At 73.7% G+C, this 20,788-nt stretch carries 18 protein-coding genes; 7 read left to right on the top strand and 11 right to left on the bottom strand.

Going from position 1 to position 20,788, the window contains the following annotated elements; genetic code table 11:
• Nucleotides 1-13: 13 nt before the first annotated feature.
• Entirely contained in the window at nucleotides 14-1,357 is a 1,344-nt protein-coding gene (locus tag AB0C76_RS04485) for an aldehyde dehydrogenase family protein (RefSeq protein ID WP_359959658.1), read from the bottom strand.
• Nucleotides 1,358-1,560: 203 nt separating this feature from the next.
• On the opposite strand from AB0C76_RS04485, the gene AB0C76_RS04480 reads away from it, so the two are divergent.
• The 3 genes from AB0C76_RS04480 (at nucleotide 1,561) to AB0C76_RS04470 (ending at nucleotide 3,309) form a co-directional block, all read left to right on the top strand.
• Complete coding sequence (locus AB0C76_RS04480) at nucleotides 1,561-2,217, top strand: TetR/AcrR family transcriptional regulator (protein WP_359959528.1); 657 nt, start codon at nucleotides 1,561-1,563, stop codon at nucleotides 2,215-2,217.
• 178 nt (nucleotides 2,218-2,395) lie between these two features.
• Nucleotides 2,396-2,590 carry a DUF1918 domain-containing protein gene (locus AB0C76_RS04475; RefSeq protein ID WP_359959525.1) on the top strand — a complete coding sequence of 65 codons (195 nt, stop codon included), beginning with the start codon at nucleotides 2,396-2,398 and terminating at the stop codon, nucleotides 2,588-2,590.
• A gap of 50 nt (nucleotides 2,591-2,640) precedes the next feature.
• Nucleotides 2,641-3,309, top strand: coding sequence for a DedA family protein (locus AB0C76_RS04470; RefSeq protein ID WP_359959522.1), 669 nt, complete (start codon nucleotides 2,641-2,643; stop codon nucleotides 3,307-3,309).
• Here AB0C76_RS04470 and AB0C76_RS04465 read toward each other — a convergent pair.
• The 7 genes from AB0C76_RS04465 to AB0C76_RS04435 form a co-directional block, all read right to left on the bottom strand.
• Nucleotides 3,306-4,046: a PIG-L deacetylase family protein gene (locus tag AB0C76_RS04465; protein WP_359959519.1), complete on the bottom strand. Its 741-nt coding sequence runs from the start codon at nucleotides 4,044-4,046 to the stop codon at nucleotides 3,306-3,308. The two genes, AB0C76_RS04470 and AB0C76_RS04465, sit on opposite strands and share 4 nt — an antisense overlap.
• Before the next feature lie 315 nt (nucleotides 4,047-4,361).
• Complete coding sequence (locus AB0C76_RS04460; RefSeq protein ID WP_359959655.1) at nucleotides 4,362-5,576, bottom strand: MFS transporter; 1,215 nt, start codon at nucleotides 5,574-5,576, stop codon at nucleotides 4,362-4,364.
• A 5-nt stretch (nucleotides 5,577-5,581) separates the two neighbouring features.
• The gene (locus tag AB0C76_RS04455; protein ID WP_359959517.1) at nucleotides 5,582-6,148 is read right to left on the bottom strand and encodes a GNAT family N-acetyltransferase; all 567 of its coding nucleotides are present in this window, start codon (nucleotides 6,146-6,148) and stop codon (nucleotides 5,582-5,584) included.
• Nucleotides 6,145-7,437, bottom strand: a complete 1,293-nt coding sequence (locus AB0C76_RS04450; RefSeq protein ID WP_359959514.1) for a type III PLP-dependent enzyme — start codon at nucleotides 7,435-7,437, stop codon at nucleotides 6,145-6,147. Before AB0C76_RS04450 ends, AB0C76_RS04455 begins: the two co-directional genes overlap by 4 nt.
• 23 nt (nucleotides 7,438-7,460) lie before the next feature.
• Nucleotides 7,461-8,777, bottom strand: coding sequence for a DUF6271 family protein (locus AB0C76_RS04445; protein WP_359959511.1), 1,317 nt, complete (start codon nucleotides 8,775-8,777; stop codon nucleotides 7,461-7,463).
• A 1-nt stretch (nucleotide 8,778) separates the two neighbouring features.
• A complete protein-coding gene (locus tag AB0C76_RS04440; protein ID WP_359959508.1) occupies nucleotides 8,779-9,819 on the bottom strand; it encodes a YbiU family protein in 1,041 nt (346 codons plus the stop codon).
• Between the two features lie 358 nt (nucleotides 9,820-10,177).
• Nucleotides 10,178-11,497, bottom strand: a complete 1,320-nt coding sequence (locus AB0C76_RS04435) for a radical SAM protein (protein ID WP_359959505.1) — start codon at nucleotides 11,495-11,497, stop codon at nucleotides 10,178-10,180.
• A 173-nt stretch (nucleotides 11,498-11,670) separates the two neighbouring features.
• On the opposite strand from AB0C76_RS04435, the gene AB0C76_RS04430 reads away from it, so the two are divergent.
• The gene (locus tag AB0C76_RS04430) at nucleotides 11,671-13,629 is read left to right on the top strand and encodes an FUSC family protein (protein ID WP_359959502.1); all 1,959 of its coding nucleotides are present in this window, start codon (nucleotides 11,671-11,673) and stop codon (nucleotides 13,627-13,629) included.
• 311 nt (nucleotides 13,630-13,940) lie between these two features.
• On the opposite strand, the gene AB0C76_RS04425 is transcribed toward AB0C76_RS04430, so the two are convergent.
• Entirely contained in the window at nucleotides 13,941-15,344 is a 1,404-nt protein-coding gene (locus AB0C76_RS04425; protein WP_359959499.1) for an amidase, read from the bottom strand.
• Between the two features lie 253 nt (nucleotides 15,345-15,597).
• On the opposite strand from AB0C76_RS04425, the gene AB0C76_RS04420 reads away from it, so the two are divergent.
• Nucleotides 15,598-16,929: a cytochrome P450 gene (locus tag AB0C76_RS04420; RefSeq protein ID WP_359959496.1), complete on the top strand. Its 1,332-nt coding sequence runs from the start codon at nucleotides 15,598-15,600 to the stop codon at nucleotides 16,927-16,929.
• Between the two features lie 15 nt (nucleotides 16,930-16,944).
• Here AB0C76_RS04420 and AB0C76_RS04415 read toward each other — a convergent pair whose 3' ends face one another.
• Both AB0C76_RS04415 and AB0C76_RS04410 read right to left on the bottom strand, forming a co-directional pair.
• Nucleotides 16,945-17,514: a YetF domain-containing protein gene (locus AB0C76_RS04415; RefSeq protein WP_359959493.1), complete on the bottom strand. Its 570-nt coding sequence runs from the start codon at nucleotides 17,512-17,514 to the stop codon at nucleotides 16,945-16,947.
• A gap of 119 nt (nucleotides 17,515-17,633) precedes the next feature.
• A complete protein-coding gene (locus AB0C76_RS04410) occupies nucleotides 17,634-18,398 on the bottom strand; it encodes a LysR family substrate-binding domain-containing protein (protein ID WP_359959652.1) in 765 nt (254 codons plus the stop codon).
• Between the two features lie 67 nt (nucleotides 18,399-18,465).
• Between AB0C76_RS04410 and AB0C76_RS04405 the strand changes: the two genes are divergently transcribed.
• Both AB0C76_RS04405 and AB0C76_RS04400 read left to right on the top strand, forming a co-directional pair.
• Nucleotides 18,466-18,882 (top strand): DUF5997 family protein, encoded by a 417-nt coding sequence (locus AB0C76_RS04405; protein ID WP_359959490.1) that lies wholly within the window; start codon nucleotides 18,466-18,468, stop codon nucleotides 18,880-18,882.
• 198 nt (nucleotides 18,883-19,080) lie between these two features.
• A complete protein-coding gene (locus AB0C76_RS04400) occupies nucleotides 19,081-20,754 on the top strand; it encodes a DUF885 domain-containing protein (protein ID WP_359959487.1) in 1,674 nt (557 codons plus the stop codon).
• The last annotated feature ends 34 nt before the right edge of the window (nucleotides 20,755-20,788 follow it).

Raw genomic sequence — 20,788 nt, 5'->3', positions numbered from 1 at the left:
AGGGGTGAGGGGCTCAGACGAGCGGCTTGTCGACGACGGCCTTGAGGTGGCTGAACGTGTCGATCGAGTACTCGCCGTGGTAGCGGCCCATGCCGCTCCCGCCGACGCCGCCGAACGGCAGCTCGGGCATCGCCAGGTGCAGGACCGGCAGGCCGAAGTTGAGCGCGCCCGACGACGTCTCCTCGGCCAGGCGGCGCTTGGTCTCCGCAGACTCGGTGAAGGCGTACAGGGCGAGCGGCTTGTCACGCTCGTTGATGAAGGCGATGGCCGCGTCCAGGTCGGGGACGGTGAGGACGGGCAGGATCGGGCCGAAGATCTCGTCCCGCATCACCGGGGCGGTGGGCTCGACGTCGGCGAGGACGGTCGGGGCCAGGTAGCGGGCCGCGCGGTCGTGGGTGCCGCCGGTGACGGTCCGGCCGTCGCCGAGCAGCGCGGTGAGCCGGTCGAAGTGGCGCTCGCTGACGATGCGCCCGTAGTGCTCGGCCGCGGCCGGGTCGTCGCCGTACAACTCGTGGACGGCGGCGGCGAGTTCCTTCTCCAGTTCGGCGGCGGTGTCGCCGACGGCGAGCACGTAGTCCGGGGCGACGCAGGTCTGGCCGGCGTTGAGGAACTTGCCGCGGGCGATCCGGCGGGCGGTGACGGCGAGGTCCGCGCCGGGCTCGACCACGACCGGGCTCTTGCCGCCGAGTTCGAGGGTGACCGGGGTCAGGTGCCGGGCCGCGGCGGCCATGACGATGCGGCCCACCGTGCCGTTGCCGGTGTAGAAGATGTGGTCGAAGCGCTGCTCCAGCAGCGCGGTGGTCTCCGGGACGGCGCCCTCGACGACGGCCACGGTCTCGCCGAGGTAGCGCGGCAGCAGCTCGGCGATGGCCGCGGAGGTGGCCGGCGTGAGCTCGCTGGGCTTGACGACGGCGGTGTTCCCGGCGGCCAGGGCGCCGACCAGCGGAGAGAGCGCCAGCTGGAGCGGGTAGTTCCACGGCGCGATGATCAGCACGACGCCCAGCGGGTCGCGGACGACGGTGGCCTCGGCGGGCCGGAACGGCTCCGGGACGGCGGCCGGACGCGGGCGCAGCCACTCGGCCAGGTGCGCGACGGTGTGGTCGAGTTCGTTGAGCGTGAAGCCGATCTCGCTGCGGTAGGACTCGGCGGCGCTCTTGCCGAGGTCGGCGCGGAGGGCCTCCTGGAACACCTCGGCCTGCTCGGTGAGCAGGGCGCGCAGGGCGGCGAGCCGGTCGAGGCGGTCGGCCAGCGGGCGGGTGCGGCCGGTGTCGAACGCGGCCCGCAGCCGGGCGACGGCGGCGGGGATGTCCTCGACGGGGGCGGAAGCGGGGGTGGACGGTCCGGACAGTGCGGTCATGAGGGTCTCGCGGTCCTTCGGGATGGCTTGCACACATCGATGTTTCATCACTTGAAGCAATACCGACGCTAGACGTGAAAGGTTGAGTTTGTCAATCATTTCCCGGGGTGCCGTTCGGGCTAACCGTCCCTCGTCACGCCCTGATGCCGCCCGCGCCGCCGCTGATTCGCCCCCACCAGGCCGGATGCGGCACAGTGAGCCCTATGAGCGCGAACACGAGGAGTCACCTACCCCCCGGACGGCGCAAGCCCGTCCAGCAGCGCAGCCAGGAGCGGTACGGCCGCATCCTGGACGCCTGCGCCGGGCTGCTCGACGAGGTCGGCCCCACCGCGCTCACGACCAAGGAGGTCGCGGCCCGCGCCCAGGTGCCGATCGGCACCCTGTACCAGTTCTTCGCCGGCAAGGAGGACCTGCTCGCCGCGCTCGCGAGCCGCAACCTCGACCGCTACCTCCAGCGCCTGGACGGCCGGCTCGCGCAGGCCGCCCCGGTCGGCCCGGCCGGTTTCACCGACCTCGCGGTGGAGGAGTTCGTCGCGATGAAGCGCACCGTGCCCGGCTTCGGGCAGCTCGACTTCGGGCTCGCCGGCGCCGCCGTCCCGTCCGGTCTGCGCGACGAACGGCACCTGCTCGACGCGGGCGTGGACAACAACACCGCCGTCGCGCTGCGCCTCCAGGCGCTCGGCGGCGAGCTCTTCGCGGCCAGCGACCCGGCCGCCCTCACGCTCGCCCTGCGGGTGGCCCTGGAGGCCGCAGACGCGGTCCTCAAGCTCGCCTTCCGAGGCGACCCGGACGGCGACCCGGCGCTGATCACCGAATGCAAGCGGTTGGTGCGCAGTTACCTGGCGGAGCAGCTCGCGTAGCGGCGCGCCCGGGAGCGCGCCGACCGGGAAGGCGCCCGGAAGCCCGACCGGGAGCGCGACCGGAAGACGCGCACCTCCCGTCCCGTCCGCCCGAGCCGTTGCGGGGCCGCTCACCGCGCAGCACAGTGGAAGGCAGACCGGCCGCCGACGCGGCCTCCGCGACCCGAGGAGCAGACCCATGCACGCGGCAGTAGGTGACCAGCTCCACATCCACAGCAGGTCGGTGGGCATGACGGACCAGAAGGGCGAGATCATCGAGGTGCGCGGCACGAACGGCGAACCGCCGTACGTGGTGCGCTTCGAGGACGGCCACGAGGGACTCGTCTACCCGGGCCCCGACTGCAACATCGAACCCCGTCTGGCAGACCGCTGACCGACGCGCCCGCCGCCCCGCCCCCGACCCGGGCGAGGTGGTGAGGAGCGGTGTCCGCCCCCGCGACCCCGCTGCCCGGGGCACTGGCCGGGCTCGCGCCACTGCTGGACCACTACGGGTACCTGGCGGTGGCGCTGCTCGTGCTGCTCGACAACTGCGGCATCCCGGTGCCCGGGCAGACCATCCTCGTGCTCGCCAGCGTCTACGCCGGCAGCGGGCACCTCGACTTCGCCGCCGTCCTGGTGATCGCCTTCGTCGCCGCGACGCTCGGCAACTCCCTCGGCTACCTGATCGGCAGCACCGGTGGGCGCGCGTTCGTCCACCGGTGGGGCCGGTACGTCCTGCTCACCCCCGCCCGGATGGAGCGCGCGGACCGCTTCTTCGCCAGACACGGCGGGAAGGTGGTCGTGGTGGCCCGCTTCGTGGACGGGCTGCGCCAGACCAACGGCATCATCGCCGGGACCACCGAGATGCCCTGGCGGCGGTTCTCCGTCTTCAACGTCATCGGCGCGGCGCTGTGGACGGCCGTGTGGGGGACGTTCGGGTACGTCGCCGGCGCCAACATCGGCACGGTGTACCGGACGGCGATCCGCTACCAGCTCTGGTTCGCGATCGGGCTCGGGGTCCTCGTCGCCGCGCTCCTGGTGCGCCAGGTGGTGCGCTACCGGCGCCGGCGCCGCGAGGACCCCGAGGGCGACACGAACGGGGACGGGGACTAGCGCAGCGGGAACACCTCGAACGGCACCGCGAAGCGCACCCCGAGCCGGCTGCCCGCGCCCCGGCCGAAGCCCTCCAGGAACTCGCGCGGGTCCGCCATCGGGCCGCCCAGCCCCGCCAGGTACGCCTTGTGCTCCTGCAGCGAGGCGACGCCCAGGTCGAAGGTGTCCGTAGTGTCCACCGCGTGCCCGGCCTGCGGCGAGCCGGCCGCCCAGACCTGCCGGACGCCGTTCCACGGCTCGTACCCCTCCTCGACCAGCTCGCGGAACACCCACCGGTTGCCCGCGTCCCGGACGGCGTCCAGGGTGGCCCGGCCGACCGCGACGTGGTCCGCCTGGTTGAGCATCGTCCCACCGTACGTCTCGCGGAAGTTGCTCGTGATCACGATGTCCGGCCGGTGCCGGCGCACCGCGCGGGCGATGTCCCGGCGCAGCGGCAGCCCGTACTCCAGCACGCCGTCAGGGTGGCCGAGGAACTCGACGGTGTCGACGCCGACCACGGCCGCCGAGGCGATCTGCTCGGCCTCGCGCAGCGGCCCGCACTCCTCGGGGGCCATCGAGTCGATCCCGGCCTCACCGCTCGTGACCATCACGTAGACCACCTTCTTGCCCTGCCCGGTCCAGCGGGCGACGGCGGCGGCCCCGCCGTACTCCATGTCGTCGGGGTGCGCGACGACGGCGAGCGCCGTCCCCCAGTCCTCGTCGACGGACTCGAACGGCTCGGGTGCCTGCTCGCTCATGCGCCCACCTCGCTGCGCTCGGCGGTCGCCTCGCGACACGCGCCCCTGCTGATTGATCGCTCGCTCATGGCGGTACTGCCTCTCGGTGCGGCTGCGGATCTCCTACACGCGTTCCACGGCGACTCTAGAAGACGGCCCGTCAGACCGCTTGCCGGGCTTGCCCCTGACCTGCACGTCAGGGTTCGGCGTCCTGGCACAGCGGCGGAGAGCCCGCCGCCCCCGCGGACCCGCTGAGCACGGGTGCTGCGGAACGGACTCGCCCGGCACGTCGACGACGGGGACATCGGCGTGCCGGGCGAGGATCAGGGGCGACCGTCAGGTCGCGTCGAGGGCCGGACCGGCGTCGAGCGGGTCGGCGGGGGCCGGGGCGGGCCACTGGATCCGGGTGGCGCACAGGGCGACGACGCCGGCCGAGGCCGCGACGGCGGCCATGCCCCAGACCAGACCGGCGCCCTCGGCGACGAAGCCGATCACCGCGGGGCCGGCGAGGAGGCCGGTGGTGCCCATCGCGGCCACCAGGGACAGCGCGTCGGGGCCCCGGCGGGCCGCGGCGACGTAGACGCACGGGGTGACGGCGGCGACGCCGAGGCCGACGCACGCGAAGCCGACGAGGGTCGGCACCACGCCGCCGGAGAGCAGCGCGAGCGCGAGGCCGCCGGCGGCCAGCAGGCTGCCGGCGCGGACGATCCGGCCGTCGCCGAAGCGGGTGCGCCAGCCGTCGGCGAAGATCCGGGCGAGCACCATCATGACCGAGACGACGGCGATGCCCAGCGGCGCGATGCCGGCGCTCGCCTCGACGACGTCCTTGAGGTAGAGCGCCGACCAGTCGTTCATGGCGCCCTCGGTGACGGTGCCGAAGACCATCGCGAGACCCATCCACAACGTCGCCATCGCGGGGAGGGCGAACCGGCGGCGGTCCTTCTTCTCCGGGCCGGCCTCCCCCTGCGCGTCCGCCGTGCCCGGCCCGTCCGCCAGCAGCGCCGGGCGCGCGACCGCGACCAGCGCGACCAGCACCACGACCGCGACGCCGAAGTGCACCGCCATCGAGTCGGTGGCCGCGGTGACGGCCGAGGCGAGCAGCGCGGCCAGCAGCGAGCCCGCGCTGAACGTCGCGTGCAGGCGGGACATGGTCGTGCGTCCGAAGCGGGCCTCCAGCTCCGCGCCCTGGGCGTTCATGGCGACGTTCAGGCAGCCGACCGCGACGCCGTCGCAGAACAGCACCAGCAGCGTGACGGCGTAGTCGGGCACCACCGACAGCGCGAGCAGCACCCCGCCGAGCGCCAGCGCGGACAGCGCCGACAGCAGCCGGGAGCCGACCCGCCGCATCAGCACCGCGACCAGTGGGAAGGACACCGCCGCGCCGACCCCGCAGGTCATCAGCAGCAGCCCGATCTCCGCCTCGCTCAGGTCGAGCCTGGCCTTGAGCGCGGGCACCCGGGAGACCCAGGTCGCGTACTGGAAGCCGAGGACGAAGAACAGTGCGGCGATGGCGAGTTGGTGCCGACGGAAGTCGTCGCGGACGCGGATCATGTGCATCAGCCCAGTTCGGTGGCGAGGGTGGGGACGGCGGTGAGGGCGGGAGCGGTGGCGGGCCGCAGGGACATCGCCATGTAGACGGCCCCGGGGCCGTAGCTCTCCGGAAGGCCGATCTCGGGCCGGGCCCGGTAGCCGAGCCGGGCCCACACGGCCTGGGCGCCGAGGACGGCGACCAGCGAGACCGTCCGGTAGCCGGCCGTCCGCGCGGTGTCGTGCAGGTGGCGCATCAGGCGCGGCGCGAGGCCCCGGCCGCGCAACTCCTCGGCGATCACCAGGTCGTGGGCGTGCAGGTTGCTGAACCTCTCGCTCGGCCGCGTGGCCGCCCGCCGTTCGCCGAGGCTCAGGTCCGGGCTGCGGAACAGGGGGTAGGGCAGGGCGAGCAGGTAGCCGCCGACGCCGCCGGCGTGCTCCAGCACGTAGCAGGTGCCGGGCGAGGCGGCGTGCCGGGAGCGCAGCGCCTCGCGGCCCTCGGAGAGACCGTGGTCGGCGTAGGCGCGGGCCTCCAGGGCGACGATGGCGTCCCAGTCCCCCTCCTGCACCGGCCGGATCCGGATGTCGGCGGTCACTCACCGCCTCCTATGCAGCTGTACGGGAGCGGCTCGAAGCCGTTGAACCCGCGGGTGGCGTAGGCGGTCGCGTACGCGCCGCACGCGTGCACCCACACCGGGTCGCCGGAGGCGATCGCGCGGGGCACCCGGACGAGTCCCTCGTCCAGCGTCTGGTAGGCGTCGTCGCTGTCGCAGGTCGGGCCGGCGACGACGGCGTTGACGAACTGGCCGCCGGGGTGGGTCGGGAACTCCAGGCGGTACTGCAGCTCGTCCATCTCGTACAGGCCGTTGAACTTGCCGCAGCTCAGGTAGAGCCAGTCCTCCCTGGTGCCGTCGAGCTGGCGGCGGGAGGTGAGCCGGGCGACGTGGGCGCGGATCGCGCCGTGGTCGGCGACCAGGTGGCGGCCGGGTTCGATGATGAACTCCACCGGTCCGGACGAGAGTTCGCGCAGCCGGTCCATGCCTTCGCGGATGACGGCGAACATCTTGTCCAGCGGCGGGTGCAGCGGCCGGCCGCGCCGGTCGAGCACCCCGAGGGCGGGCAGACCGCCGCCGAGGTTGATGGTCGCGGGCGTGATGCCCCGCCAGTTGAGCGCCTCGACCACGGCGGCCAGCGCGTCGATCGCGGCGTGCCAGGCCTCGGCGGTCATCTGCTGCGAGCCGACGTGCACGGACAGGCCGGACGGGGTCAGGCCGGCCGCGCGGGCCGCCTCCAGCACCCGGACGGCGTCCTCGGGCGAGCAGCCGAACTTGCGACTGAGGCCCCACAGCGCGCCCTCCCCGGTGGTCGCCAGGCGGCAGAACACCCGTGAGCCGGGAGCGTGTTCGGCGATCGCCTCGACGTCCTCCAGGCAGTCGGTGGCGAAGTCGCGCACGCCGAGCCGGTAGGCCTCTGCGATGTTCGCATCGGACTTGACGGTGTTGCCGTAGTGGATCCGCTCGGCGCCCACGCCCGTGCGCAGCGCCTGGGCGATCTCCTGCGGGGAGGCCGCGTCGAAGCCGGCGCCGAGGCCGGCCAGGCGGGCGAGGACCTCGTCGACCGGGCAGGCCTTGAGGGCGAACCGGACGTCTGCGCCGGGGAGTTCGGAGGTCAGGGCGGCGTACTGGGCGGCGATGCCGTCGAGGTCGTAGATGATCCGGTCGTCGGTGGCCGCGGCGAGCGCGGCGCGCAGTGCCGAGGGGTCGTGGCCGGGGGCGGGTGCATCGGGCCCCTGGGGGAAGGCGCCCTGGAGGGAGGAGCGGTGCGGGGCGTGCGGGTGCACGGTCGTATGGAGCCCCGCGGCTGGTGTGACGGTCTGGCGTGACATGTGGGTGCGGCTCCTGGTCCCGGCTACCGTGGCAGCCGGTCGGCTGGGGTGGCCCGGCTCGCCCGTACGAGCGGACCCCACGCGTCGGTCAGCAGCGCGAAGTCCTCGATGTCCGCCTGCGCCTCGTCGAGCAGGTCCGTCCGCAGGGGTGCCAGGTGGTCGGCGAACTCCGCGTACTTGCCGCCGAGTCGCCGGTAGCAGCGGTCGAGGACGGCGAGCCGTCGGTGGTTCTCCGCACGGTCGGTCGCGGCGCTGCGACGGGCGGAGTCGGCGATGACGTCGGCGCGCACGCGGTGCTCGGCGTCGAGCAGGGCGCCGCCCGCGGCCTCCATCTCGGAGTAGACCGGGTAGAGGTAGAGCATGGAGAGCAGGAACTTCGTGTAACGCAGCTGGTAGGCGGTGAAGCCGGCGCCGGTGCGCCGTTCCGGCGTGTAGTAGTTGACGATGTGCCGGTTGTGGACGACACCGGGAAGGGTGGCGTCGCGAACGAGGTGCAGGAGGAAGTAGTCGCTGCCGATGGTCGCGGTGGCGGGCGGCAGCGGGACGCGCTCGTAGACCTCGTGGTCGAGGGCGATGTTGCACATGTCGACGCGCCAGATGTCGGGCAGGTCGAGGACGGCGCGATCACCGGTGAACGGCTCGGTGCCGGCGCCGACGAAGGACTCGGCGACGAGTTCGCGCCGCTCCTCCTCGGTGGCACCGGTGGGCGCCCAGAGGCCGACGACCTCGCGGTAGACGTCGGGGTCGGTCTCACGGATCTCGCCGATGTCGACGGAGAGTTCACCGACGAAGGAGGCGCCGACGAGGCTGACGGGCTTGTCGGCGTGGGCCGGGTCGAGGGTGTTCTCGGTGACGGAGCCGGCCGCGTCGGCGGCCCGCCGGCCGAGGGTGGCGAGTTCGTGGTCGACGGGGAAGACCGGTTCGCCGTCGAGGAGTTGGTAGCGGCTGTCGGAGTCGCGGCGGTGCACGGAGGTGCAGCCGAGGGCGGCGGCGATCAGGAACGCGCGGTTGGTGCACGCGCCGTAGGACACGGCGTCCGGCAGCAGGAGCTCCAACAGGTGCTCAGCGTTTTCGAGCCCGGAGCGCGCGATGACGTCCCGCAGGAAGGAGCGCTGGGCGTCCTCGTCGAGGTGGTGGACGACGACGTGCTCCGTCGCGGGGAGCGCGGCGACGGCCTTGGCGTGCTCGTCGTACGTCGGACCGTCCGCGGAGTCCAGGATCAGCAGGTGCACCTCGACGCCGAACGCGCGTGCCGCGTGGGCGGCTTCGGCGCCGGTCGCGGAGATCGTCCCGGCGCAGGCCCGGTTGGTCGGCAGGGTCAGGCAGATTCTGCGCCGCACGCTACTCCCCCGCCCCGGCGGACTCCCCGCCGTTCCAGGACCTGAGCCCGAGCAGCTTCTCGCCCAGTTCCGTGAGCTCGGCGGGGCCGTAGCGCAGCGCCTCGGGCTTGTCGGCGTCGCCGACGAGGGTGCGGTTCCAGTCCGGCGTGCTCAGGGTGCGCCAGGAGTCGACGCGCGAGCGGCGCAGGTCCTCGGCCTCCTCCAGCGCGGGCATCATCGACAGGTACTGCACGGCGCGGACGCCGCCGGCGGATGTGTTGCGCTCGACGCCGTGGGCCAGCAGGCCGTTCCAGATCAGCAGGTCACCGGCCTGCAACTCGGGTCGGACCACCGGGAATTCGGTGCGGTCGACGTCCGGGCGGATCGGGTCGCGGTCGGCCGGCTGGGCGGCCTGCCACTCGTTGAACCGGCGGAACAGCTCCGGGTCGCACTGGAAGCCGCCGTGGTCGGGCTCGGTGTCGTTGAGCGCGATGATGCCCTGGACGCGCTGCGGCAGCATGCCGAGCGTGGTGTCGACGTCCCAGTGCAGTTCGATGTCGAAGCCGCGATCGGTGGGTTCGATGAGCGCGCGGTCGCGGTTGCGGACGTTGGGCGGGTTGAGGTTGAGCCGGTCGAGGGTGACCCACAGCTCCTCGCAGTCCCACACGTCGACGAAGGCGTCGTAGACCCTCTGCGACTGGCGGCTGTCCCAGATCAGCTGGTGGTGGTAGGCCTCGACGAAGCCGTAGATGTGCAGGTGCTGGTCGAGTTCGTCGCGGTACTCCCGCTCCTGGTACCAGTCCTCGGGGCGGTCCGGGGACAGCCCCTGGAAGTCCCAGGCGAAGTCGAGCAGGCGCCGGGCCGCGTCGGCCGGAATGGCCTCCTTCACGACGACGTAGCCGTACGTCCGCCAGAACTCCAGGTCCTCTTCGGACAGGACGCGCAGCGGCCGGGTCTTCCGGATGTCCCGCAGCGCCGTCTGCGCGAGGTAGGACTCACCGTCGGCACTGAAGTAGGGGCGTTCGGAGGCGGCCCGGTGCAGATATCCGTCAGGCTTCGGCATGAGCAAGTCACTCCATGGTTCGTGTTCGGCGCAGCGCTTCCTGGATGGACGAGTGCGGGCACGATGGACCGGAATTCTCACCAGGTCGGGCGGCCAACTCGTCGGCCCGGCAGAGCACCTCACCCTGCCTCAGCCGTCGCCGAACGGCGCGTCACCTACGTTGGACTAGACCAACTAATGGTGTCAACCCTCAACTGCGGATTGCCATTAGGGAAATCCGCGCAGCTCAAGGCCGCCGCCACGGTTCGCTGTATGTTTCGCCGGGGGACATAACCCCGGTGGCATTGTTTCGGAAATTGACATAAAAACAGCCGCCCGGGTGTGAACCCGGACGGCCGTCCGCACGTTGCGGCGGGTGCTACCCCGGCAGCGAGTCCATGAAGGAGCTCACCGAGAACACCGCCCTCCCCGCCCCCGCGGGCCCGTAGCCGGGTGGGGAGGACAGACCGAACTCCTCCAGCGTCGCCCGGTAGGCCTGGAGCAGCCGGATGTGGTACTCCAGCGGCGCGCCCAGCGGATTGCCCTTCCCGAGCGGCGTCGTCGGCTCCGGGCACCACGTCGTGAAGCGCGGCACGACGCCGTGCGACATGAAGAACCGCAGCCCCTCCCGCGTGGAGGCGATCGCCTCGTCCACCGTCGCGAACCCGAACGGCTTCGCCATCTCGATGCCGGCGACGAAGTTGGGGATCACGTTCGACGGGCCGAAGACCTCCGCCGACTCCAGGATCCGCCGGTGCCACTCGTCCCGCCCGACGTAGCGCTCCTTGCCCGGGCAGTGCAGCTCGAACAGCCGCTTGTCCCACACCTCGAAGTTCGGGTGGTAGATCTTCACCCCGTAGTCGTGGAACCGCTGCACGTCCGCGCGCGGCAGCGCCTGCGCCACCACCTTGCCGATCCAGCGGCCCGGGAACCGCTCCTCGATCGCCTGCGCGTACTGGCCGTAGAAGTCCGCCTCCGCCCGGCCGCCGACGTGCGAGGTGATCGAGCCGCCGGTCAGGGTGTACGCCTGCGAGGTGCGGGCCGGGTCGTGCCGGTCGATCAGCTCCAGCGCCTCCAGCACCTCCTCGACCGGCTTGACGCCGGTGTAGGGGCGGCCGGCCGCCTTGTGCTGGCGCCAGTTGTGGTTGATGTCGCAGAACTGGCACTCCTCCTTGGCACCGAAGTACTGGCACACCCGGAAGACCGTCAGGTAGATCAGGTAGCCCCACTGGATCGTCGGCGCGACCTCCATCACCGACTTCCCGTTGGACAGCGTGTGCCGGTAGTAGTCGGGCATCGGCGGCAGGCCCACGTCCGCGATCCGCACGCCGTCCAGGTACAGCCCGAGCGCGCCGTCCTCGCCCGCGCCCACCCGGTACGGCGAGTCCGGGTTCACCCGCACCGACACCACCGTGCGGCGCAGCCCGTACGGGCCGCCGGTCAGCACGATCTCCTCCGGCGGCCGGTTGAGCGCGGCGGCGCCGAGCTCGGGCAGGGTGCGGTGGTCGAAGGAGAAGATGAAGTACGACTTCGGCTTGACCTCCCCCGTGCCGTCGCCGCCGCTGCCGCTCAGCGCGGACTCGTCGAAGGCCATGCCGCCGCGCAGCAGGTCCTCCTTGATCACCGCCTCGCGCGGCACGTCGGGAAACCGCTCCATGAGGTCCTCGACCAGTGCCGTCCGGCTCCGTGCGCTGTCCATCCGCCGTACTTCCCTTCCGGCCCCGCGACACCGGGGGCGCGAAGATCGTCCGCGCCCATCCTGGTGACCGGACGCCGTGCCACGCTTCGGTCTGCGGTCCCCCTCACGCTACGACTCCTGACGTAGGCCGCGTCCCGGGGGCCCGGCCCGGCGGTTCGCCGTAGCTTTTTCCCATGGCACGCCGCTCCCGAGCCGCCCGGCTCGCCCCGCCCGGCTGGCTGACCGCGGGGCTGCGGCCCGCCCGTGCGCCGATCCCGTGGGCCGCGGCCGCCCGGGCCTCGGTGGCGCTCGCCGCGCCGCTCGCCGTCGGGACGGCCACGGGGCAGCCCGGGTACGGGGCGCTGGTGTCGATGGGGGCGCTGTCCGGCGTCATCGGGGACACCGCGGACGCCTACCGGATGCGGGTGTACAACATCGCCGTGCCGCAGCTGTTCGGCGCCCTCGGCGTGCTGCTGGGCACCCTGGTCTTCCAGGAGGGCTGGACGGCCGTCGTCGCGCTGACGCTGATCGCGCTGGTCTCCGGCATGATCTCGTCGATCGGCGCGGTCGCATCGGTGTCCGGGCTGCTCCTGCTGCTCAACGCCGTGGTCGGCGCGGGCCTGCCGCTGCCGAACCCGTGGTGGCTGCCGCCGGTGCTGCTCCTGGCGGGCGGCGGGGTCGTCCTCGTCCTCACCCTGCTCGCGTGGCCGCTGCGCGGCGGCACGCCCGAGCGTGCGGTCGTCGCCGGGACGTACCGGGCCGTCGCCGAGCTCCTGGAGGCCACCGGCTCCCCCCGCTACGACGCGACGCGCCAGGCCCTCACCCAGTCGCTCAACCACTCCTACGACCTGCTGCTCGCCCGAAGGGCCCGGCGGCACGGCCGCTCGCGCACCCTCGTGCGGCTGCTCGCCCAGCTCAACGCGGTGATCCCGGTGGTCGAGGCGGCCTCGGCGGCGCAGTTGCGCCCGAGCGACCTCGGCCCGCTGCCGGCCGCCTACCCGCAGGCGGTGCGGCGGCTCGCGGACGCCGTCGAGGCGGGCCGCACCGGGCCGGGCCCGGCGCCCGCGCTGCCGGAACCCGCCGGGCCGTCCACGCGGGCGCTGGACGAGGCCATCGGGCACGCCGCCACCGTCGTGCGGGAGGACGCGCCGGACCCGTACACCGCCGACGACCGCCTCGGCCGGCCCGCCGGGCTGCACGAACGGGCCCGGCGGGCGGCGCGCGCCCTGCTGCTGTCCGGCGCGTCCTGGCGGTACGGGCTGCGGCTCGCACTGTGCATCGGCCTCGCGCAGGTGCTGGTGTCGGTGATCGCGGTGCCCCGCTCGTACTGGGTCACGCTCACCGTCACGTTCGTCATGAAGCCCGACTTCGGCTCGGTGTTCTCCCGGGCGGTGCTGCGCGCCTTCGGCACCGCGGCCGGACTGCTGATCGCTATGCCCGTGCTGGCCGAGGTGCCGCACGGCTGGTGGGACGTACCGGTGATGGCGGCGCTCGCGACGCTGATCCCGGTGCTGTCCGCCAAGGGGTACGCGTTCCAGACCGCGGCCATCACGCCGGTGATCCTCATGCTCTCCGACCTGCTCAACCACCAGGGCTTCCAGCTCGTCCTGCCCCGGCTCGTGGACTCGCTGATCGGCTGCGCCATCTCGCTGCTGGCCGGCTACCTGCTGTGGCCCGAGTCCTGGCACACCCGCATCGGGGACCGCCTGGCCGAGGCCGTCTCCGACACCGCCTCCTACGTCTCGCTCGCCTTCGCCACCGGCCCCGGCCGCGACGAGCCCGCCCGCGCCCGCTACCGGCGGCGTCTCTACCGGGACCTCTCCGCCGTGCGCAGCGAGTTCCAGCGCGCGCTCACCGAACCCCCGCCGGTCGGTGCCCGGGCGCAGGCGTGGTGGCCGCTGGTGATCGCGGTCGAGCGGATCGTCGACACCACGACCGCGACCAGGGTCCGCGTCGAGCACGGCGCGCCCGTCCCGTCCCGGGCCGAGGTGGCCGCGGTCACCCGCGAACTCACCGACCTGGCCGAGGCGCTGCGCACCGGCGCCGCCCTGCCCGTCCCCGCCCCGGAGGCGCCGCTGCCGCCGGACTGCGCCCTGTCCCGCGTCCACCACGAGGTCCGCGCGGCCCGGGCGGTGGCGGCCCCGGCCGGTTAGGGCAGGCCCGGCGGCCGGGCCGCGACGGGGCGCCCGGCCGTCGGGGGTACGGGTTCAGCGTCTCGGCAGGCTCGGCACCCACTGGTCGCGCGGCGTCCGGCGCCGCTCGCGGCGGCACGGGCGACGGCCGTCACGGTCCGGTTCCCGCCGAACTGCTTGTCGGTCGCGGCGAAGACCTTCCCGATCGGCCGGAAGCCCGGGGGCGGGTCGTGGTAGCCGAGCGCGCCGGCCTGGTCGGAATCGTCCGGGATCACGAGCCCCCAGGCGTCGTCCGCGGGCGCGCTCGACCCGACGAACGACAGGTCGGCCGTTCAGTCCTGGATGCGGCGCCAGGGGCGGTCGGCCTCCAGGGCGAAGGCGAGTTCCAGGAGGAGGCGCTCCTGGCCGTGGGCGGCGGACAGGTGGACGCCGATCGGGAGGTCGTTCTGGGCCGCGCCGGTGGGCAGGGCGATACCGGGGCCTCCGGTGACGTTGTTGACCGGGGTGAAGGCGACGTAGCGCAGCAGGCGCTCGATCAGCTCGTCGAAGGCGACGTTCGGGCTCAGGTGGCCGATCGGCGGGGCGACGTGGGCGAGCACCGGGGAGAGGATCGCGTCGTGGGTGCGGAAGATGCCCGCGTACGTGGCCTCCGCGGCCCGCAGGCGGCGCAGCACGCCCGGGGTGCGGCGGAACTCGCGCTGGTAGCCCCGGCGCAGGCCGGTGGTGAGGCCGTCGAGGTCGCGGGCGCGGAAGCCGGGGTCGTACATCAGCTTGCCGGTGACGGAGATCGCCCAGGCGATGTAGCCCCAGTAGGAGACGAAGTCGCGGGAGAACTCCTCGTCGAAGGGCAGGGTCGTCGGTTCGACGCGGTGGCCGAGGGCCTCCAGGCGGGCAGCGGTCTCCTCGACGGCGCGGCGGGTCGGCTCGTCGGTCTTGGCGATCGGCGAGTCCACCACCAGTCCGATCCGCAGCTTGTGCCGCCCGGGGCCCTCGACCAGGCCGATCGGCGGCAACCGCGGGTTGGCGCGGTGCTGTTCGGCGGCGGCGAGGAACGCGGCGGTGTCCCGCACGGAGCGGGTGACGACGCCATCGGTGACGATGTCGAGCGGCAGCTTGCCGCTCTGCGCGTTGGTGACCAGACGACCCCGGGTGGGCTTGAGGCCGACCAGGCCGCAGCAGGCGGCGGGGATGCGGATCGACCCGCCGCCGTCGTTGGCGTGCGCGATCGGGACGACACCGGAGGCGACCAGGGCGGCCGCGCCGCCGGAGGAGGCGCCGGGCGAGTGCGAGGGCTTCCACGGGTTGCGGACGGGCTGGGCGGTGGCGAACTCGGTGGAGGCGTTGAGGCCGAACTCGGGCATCCGGGTCTTGCCGAGGACGGCGAGGCCGGTGGCGAGGAACTGGTCGGCGAAGCGGGCGTTGCGCCGGGCGGGGCGGGCCCGGTAGGCGGCGCTGCCGTTGGCGGTGGGCAGGCCCCGCAGGTCGACGTTGTCCTTGAGGTAGGTCGGGACGCCCCACAGCGGCCCGCCGATGCCCTCGCGGCTGATCCGCGGCCGGTCGTGGGAGTCGTGGGCGAGGGGCAGCAGCGTGTCGTCGACGCGGGCGGCACGGGCGACGGCCGCGGCGACCAGTTCCCGGGGGTTGACCTCGCCGGCGCGCACGAGGGCGGCGAGCGCCACCGCGTCGTGCTCGCCGAGGGCGTCGTCGGTGAACGCGTGGACCCGCTCGTCGGCCATCCCAACTCCCCAATTCCTACTGACCGGTAGTCTCGCAAGAGGTTGGCAGTCTAGGCGCGCGACGGCGCCCGCGGATACCCCGCCCCGCCCCCGCCGACCGCACCGCCGACCGCTCCCGGGCCAACCTCCGCACGGCGCACGGGTGTTCGGCGCACGCCCCGCTGATCACCAGCCCGCCGCCCGGCGCTCGTTTCGCCGACTCCCGCCGGGGAAGCTGCCGATCACCTGCCCCCGTACCCCCAAGGTGACGCCCGTGCCCACCCAGTACACCTCGGCCACCGCCCCCGGCGCCCTGCCCCTGCTCGGCCACGTCCCGGCCTTCGTCCGCCGCCCGTACGACTTCGTGGCCGGTCTGCCCGCCCACGGCGACCTCGTGCGGCTGCGGCTCGGCCCGATGGACGCGTACGTCGCCTGCCACCCGGACCTCGTCCGCCGCATGCTCACCGAGGACCGCACCTACGACAAGGGCGGGCTCGTCGTCGACAAGGCCCGCGAGGTCTTCGGCGACGGCCTCGCCACCTGCCCCGCCGCCGCGCACCGCCGCCAGCGCCGGATGGTCCAGCCCGCGTTCCACCGCGACCGGCTGCCCGGCTACGCCGCGATGATGGCCGACGAGATCGCCGGCGCCACCGCGCCCTGGCGCGACGGCGAGGTGGTCGACGTCCCCGCCGCCATGTACCGCCTGACCACCGCCGTCACCGCCCGCTGCCTCTTCGCCGCGCACGAGCGGGCCGGGGCCCTGCCCGTCCACCGGGCCATGGACGTCGTCACCCACGGCGTCGCCCGGCGGATCATGATGCCGCTGCCCGGCGCCGACCGGATCCCCACCCCCGGCAACCGCCGCTACCACCGCGCCCGCGCCGACCTCGCCGAGATCACCCGCCGCCTGATCGCCGACTACCGCGCCGCGGGCACCGACCACCACGACCTGCTCTCGATGCTGCTCGCCGCCCGCGACGAGGACGGCAGCGGGCTGACCGACGAGGAGATCCACGACCAGGTGATCACCTTCCTGCTCGCCGGGATGGAGACCACCGCGGCCACGCTCTCCTGGACCTGGACGCTGCTCGCCGCCCACCCGGCGGTCCGCGAGCGCCTGCACGCCGAGCTCGACACCGTCCTCGACGGCCGCCCCGCCCGCCACGAGGACCTGCCCGCCCTGCCGCTCACCGCGCGCGTCGTCAGCGAGACGCTGCGGCTCTACCCGGTCTCGTGGCTCCTCAGCCGCGTCGTCACCGGGGACGGCACGGAGCTGGGCGGGCACCGCGTCCCGGCCGGCGCGACCATCCTGTTCAGCCCCTACCTGCTGCACCGCCGGGCCGACCTGTTCCCCTGCCCCGACCGCTTCGACCCCGACCGCTGGCTCGACACCGCCCGCCCCTCCCTGGGCACCTACGCCCCCTTCGGCGCCGGCGCCCGCCGCTGCATCGGGGACGTGTTCGGGACGACGGAGGCCGTCCTCGCCATCGCCACCATCGCCGCCCGCTGGACGGTCACCCCGCCCCCCGGCCGCCCCGTCCGCCCGATGCGCAGCGCCGCGATGCGCCCCCGCCCCTTCACGGCCACCCTCACCCGTCGCCGGTGACCGCGCACCAGCGGGTCAAGGCCGCCGACCGAGATCGGTCAGGAGCCGCTCGATCGTGTCCAGGCGCCGCCGGAGCTCCTCGACGTCGCCGCGGGTCGCGCTCCGCTCGGCGGCCCTGAGGGTGACGAGGAGCTGGCCGTCGGGCTCCAGACGGGCGCGGGCGACGTCGCTCAGGTCGTCGCCGTTCTGGACCCGGACCGCGTGCTCCAGCTCGGACGGGCGCAGCGCGAGCTCCCGCAGGGCGCCCGGGACGAGCTCGCCGTCCCGCACGACCGTCGTCGGCGTGCCCTCCAGCAGCCGGGCGGCGCGCGGGTCGCGGGCGAGCCAGCGGGTGACGGCCGAGTTGACCGCGACCAGGGTGACGGCCCCGATGGCGCCGCCGAGGAGGCTGTTGTCGTTGCCGATGACCGCGTTCTGGACGACGTTGGAGAGCAGGAAGACGACCACCATGTCGAAGGTGTTCAGGCCCGCGAGCCCGCGCTTCCCGGCGACCCGGAAGAGGACCAGGATGAGCGCGTAGACCGCGATCGTGCGCAGGACCTTCTCGACGATCGGGATCTGGACGACTACCAGGTCGTGCCACATGACCGCTCTCCTCGCACCCTCGGCTCAACCCTCGACTCCGCCCGGCCGGGCGGGGACCGACGGTACGCGCCCCGCCGGGCCGCGGCCAGCACCCGCTTCGACCGGTACCAGGAAGCGGGCTACCGGCCGCGCCGCGGCTTGCCGCGCTTGGCGGCGGCGGCGTTCGGCCTCGGCTTCTGGCCGGACTTCTGCCCGGTCTTCTGGCCCGCCTTCTGGGGCTGCGGCCTGCGGGCCGTCGCCTTCTTCGGCTCGGCCTTCGGCTCCGGGGCCTGGGCCGCGCCCCGCCCGCGCGAGCTGTTCACCGTCCGCCCGCGGACGATGCCGATGAACTCCTCGACCAGGTCCGTCGTCCGCTCCTGCGGCCAGGACAGCGCGACCTGCGACTGCGGCGCGTCGGCGACCGTCCGGTAGGTGAGGTCGCGCCGGTGGTGCAGCCGGGCGAGGGACTGCGGCACCAGCAGCACGCCGACATTGGCCGCGACGAGCTCGATCGCGTCTGCGGTGGTGGCCGGACGCTCGATGGCGGGGCGCCCGGGCAGGTCGGTCCAGCCGAGGGTGTCGTCCAGGGGGTGGAAGACGACGTCGTCGGCCAGGTCGGCGAGGGCGACGTCGTCCTCGGCGGCGGCGAGCCAGTGCTCCTTGGGGAAGACGACCACGGTGGTCTCGGTGTACAGCGGGATGGCGCTCAGCACGTCCTTGTCGACGGGCAGCCGCACCAGGCCGGCGTCCGCGTCGCCCTCCCGCAGGGTCCGCTCGCCGTCGGCGGCGGGCACCGCGAGGAGGTCGAGCGGGACGTCCGGGAGCCGTTCACCCCAGACGCGCGCCCACTTGCCGGGGGTGACGCCGGGGACGTACGCGAGCCGGAAGGACGGGTTCACCTGCATGTCTGTCACAGGGCAAGGCTACCGACCGTGACCGGAAGCGCCCGCGCACTCCCTTACCCTTGTCCTCATGACATCGCTCAAGCAGAAGACCGGCCAGACCATGAAGCCGGCCACGGCGGCCAAGAAGCTGGGGATCTACCTCGACGCGGCCCCGGCGAGCTTCCAGGACGGCCCGGTCTCCCGCGAGGAGCTCAACGCCCTCCAGGCGAACCCGCCGCAGTGGCTCCAGGAGCTGCGCCAGAACGGCCCGCACCCGCGCCCGGTGGTCGCCGCCAAGCTCGGCATCTCCATCTCGGGCCTGGCCCGCGGCGGGGTGACCGAGGCGCTCACCACCGAGCAGATCGACGCCCTCAAGGCCGAGAACCCGCTCTGGCTCCAGCACGAGCGCGCCAACCAGGTGGACGTCCGCAAGGAGACCGCCCGGATCAAGGCGAAGCACGAGAAGGAGGCCGCGGAGGCCGCCGCCAAGGCCGCGAAGGCCTGACGCTCCCCGCTCCCGAAGAACCGATGCCGGTCCCCGTCGCCCCGCAGTGGCGGGGACCGGCATCGTCATATCCCGGACGAGCTGCGCGAACCTGCGCGCGAACCGCCCGCACGAACGCGGACCGGCTGCACGAACCCGCAACGGCCAATGCCGTCGCAGGGGTTGCGGACCCCTGAGGTTTCGTCATAGGCACCTCTCATGAACGAGCAGACTCACCAGGCCGAACTCGCCGCGCTCGCCGAGGAGTACTTCGCCGCCGAGAACGCGCACGACCCGTTCGGCGCCACGCTCAGCGGGGTCGCGGGCCACGCCCACGAGGTGCCGGACCCGTCCCGGGAGGCCGCCCTGGAGCACCGCGCGGTGCTGCAGGGCCTCGGGGCGCGGCTCACCGCGGTGCCCCTCGACGCGCTCGACGGCGAGGACCGCGTCACGCACCGCGTCCTCGCCCGCCTGATCGACAACGGCACCGGCAGGATCGCCCACGGACTCGCCGACTTCAGCGTCTCGGCGACCGTCGCGGCGCCGCAGAACGAGGCCTTCCAGTCCCTCGTCATGACCTCCGTCGACCAGGAGGGCGCCGACTCCTACCTGGAGCGCCTGGCCGGACTGCCCGGCTACTTCGACGCCTGCCTCCAGCGCTACCTCGACGCCGCCGTCGAGGGCCGCCGCCCGCTGCGCAGCGGGGTCGACGCCGCGATCGCCCAGCTCGACGGCTACCTCGCCGGGAGTATCGGCGACGACCAGCTGCTGCGCCCCCTGCACGGCCGCCGCGAGGCGCTGCGCGCCGAGACGATCGTGCGGGACGGCGTGCGGCCCGCGGTGGCCCGCTACCGGGCAGGCCTGGCGCAGCGGCTCGCGCCCGGGGCCCGGCCGGACACCGAGGCCGGCGTGTGCCACGTGCCCGGCGGCACCGAGGGCTACGCGGACGCCGTCGGCCGCTACACCCGGCCCGGGCTCACCCCGGAGGAGATCCACCGGATCGGCCTGGACGCGGTGGCGGCGCTGCGCGAGGAGTTCGCCGAGCTGGGCGCCACGGTGCTCGGCGTCGTCGGCACCGACCGCGTGCTGGCCGCGCTGCGCGAGGACCCGGCCCTGCGGTTCGGCAGCGCGGCGGAGATCGTCGCGCTCGTCGACGACGCGTTGGAGCGGGCCCGCCGAGCGTCCGCCGGGTACTTCCGCGCCTACCCGATCGCCGACTGCGTGACCCGCGAGATCGACCCGATCGAGGCGGAGACCGCGCCGCTCGCCTACTACCAGCCGCCGGGCCCGGGCGGCCTGCCCGGCACGCACTGGATCAACACGCTGCGCCCGCACACCCGCTTCCGGTACGAGTACGAGGCGATCGCCTTCCACGAGAGCGTGCCGGGCCACCACCTGCAGATCGCCGTCGCCCAGACGCTGCACCACCTGCCGGAGTTCCGCCAGAAGCCGAGCGGGCAGCTGACCGCGCACGTCGAGGGCTGGGGGCTGTACACCGAGCGGCTGGCGGACGAGATGGGGCTGTACAGCTCGGAGCTCTCGCGCTTCGGCATGCTGTCGCTGGACGCGCTGCGGGCCGTGCGGCTGGTGGTGGACACCGGGCTGCACCACTTCGGCTGGTCGCGGGAGCGGGCGATCGCGTACATGCGGGACAACACGGCCACGACGGAGGCCAACGTCCGCAACGAGATCGACCGGTACATCGCCTGGCCAGGTCAGGCCACGGCCTACCTGATCGGCCGCCGGGAGATCGTCCGGCACCGGGGGCGGGCCCGGGCGGCGCTCGGCTCGCGGTTCGACGTGAAGGACTTCCACCACGAGGTGATCGGGCACGGCAGCCTGCCGCTGGGCGTGCTGGACGAGCTGATCACGGACTGGATCGCGGCGCACTGACGCCCGGGACCGCGGAGGGTGGGGTCGGCGGGCC

It is taken from the genome of Kitasatospora sp. NPDC048722 (genome assembly GCF_040650235.1).
GTDB lineage: Bacteria > Actinomycetota > Actinomycetes > Streptomycetales > Streptomycetaceae > Kitasatospora.
The sequence above is the reverse complement of the archived record's forward strand: the minus strand, read 5'-3'. Positions and strand labels throughout refer to the sequence as shown.

What these genes read in the sequence shown, in the direction of transcription:
- AB0C76_RS04425 (WP_359959499.1), bottom strand. Translation starts at nt 15,344, where the DNA reads ATGGCCGACGAGCGGGTCCACGCGTTCACCGACGACGCCCTCGGCGAG.
- AB0C76_RS04480 (WP_359959528.1), top strand. Translation starts at nt 1,561, where the DNA reads ATGAGCGCGAACACGAGGAGTCACCTACCCCCCGGACGGCGCAAGCCC.
- AB0C76_RS04415 (WP_359959493.1), bottom strand. Translation starts at nt 17,514, where the DNA reads ATGTGGCACGACCTGGTAGTCGTCCAGATCCCGATCGTCGAGAAGGTC.
- AB0C76_RS04475 (WP_359959525.1), top strand. Translation starts at nt 2,396, where the DNA reads ATGCACGCGGCAGTAGGTGACCAGCTCCACATCCACAGCAGGTCGGTG.
- AB0C76_RS04435 (WP_359959505.1), bottom strand. Translation starts at nt 11,497, where the DNA reads ATGGACAGCGCACGGAGCCGGACGGCACTGGTCGAGGACCTCATGGAG.
- AB0C76_RS04400 (WP_359959487.1), top strand. Translation starts at nt 19,081, where the DNA reads ATGAACGAGCAGACTCACCAGGCCGAACTCGCCGCGCTCGCCGAGGAG.
- AB0C76_RS04450 (WP_359959514.1), bottom strand. Translation starts at nt 7,437, where the DNA reads ATGTCACGCCAGACCGTCACACCAGCCGCGGGGCTCCATACGACCGTG.
- AB0C76_RS04405 (WP_359959490.1), top strand. Translation starts at nt 18,466, where the DNA reads ATGACATCGCTCAAGCAGAAGACCGGCCAGACCATGAAGCCGGCCACG.
- AB0C76_RS04465 (WP_359959519.1), bottom strand. Translation starts at nt 4,046, where the DNA reads ATGAGCGAGCAGGCACCCGAGCCGTTCGAGTCCGTCGACGAGGACTGG.
- AB0C76_RS04430 (WP_359959502.1), top strand. Translation starts at nt 11,671, where the DNA reads ATGGCACGCCGCTCCCGAGCCGCCCGGCTCGCCCCGCCCGGCTGGCTG.
- AB0C76_RS04440 (WP_359959508.1), bottom strand. Translation starts at nt 9,819, where the DNA reads ATGCCGAAGCCTGACGGATATCTGCACCGGGCCGCCTCCGAACGCCCC.
- AB0C76_RS04460 (WP_359959655.1), bottom strand. Translation starts at nt 5,576, where the DNA reads ATGATCCGCGTCCGCGACGACTTCCGTCGGCACCAACTCGCCATCGCC.
- AB0C76_RS04410 (WP_359959652.1), bottom strand. Translation starts at nt 18,398, where the DNA reads ATGCAGGTGAACCCGTCCTTCCGGCTCGCGTACGTCCCCGGCGTCACC.
- AB0C76_RS04485 (WP_359959658.1), bottom strand. Translation starts at nt 1,357, where the DNA reads ATGACCGCACTGTCCGGACCGTCCACCCCCGCTTCCGCCCCCGTCGAG.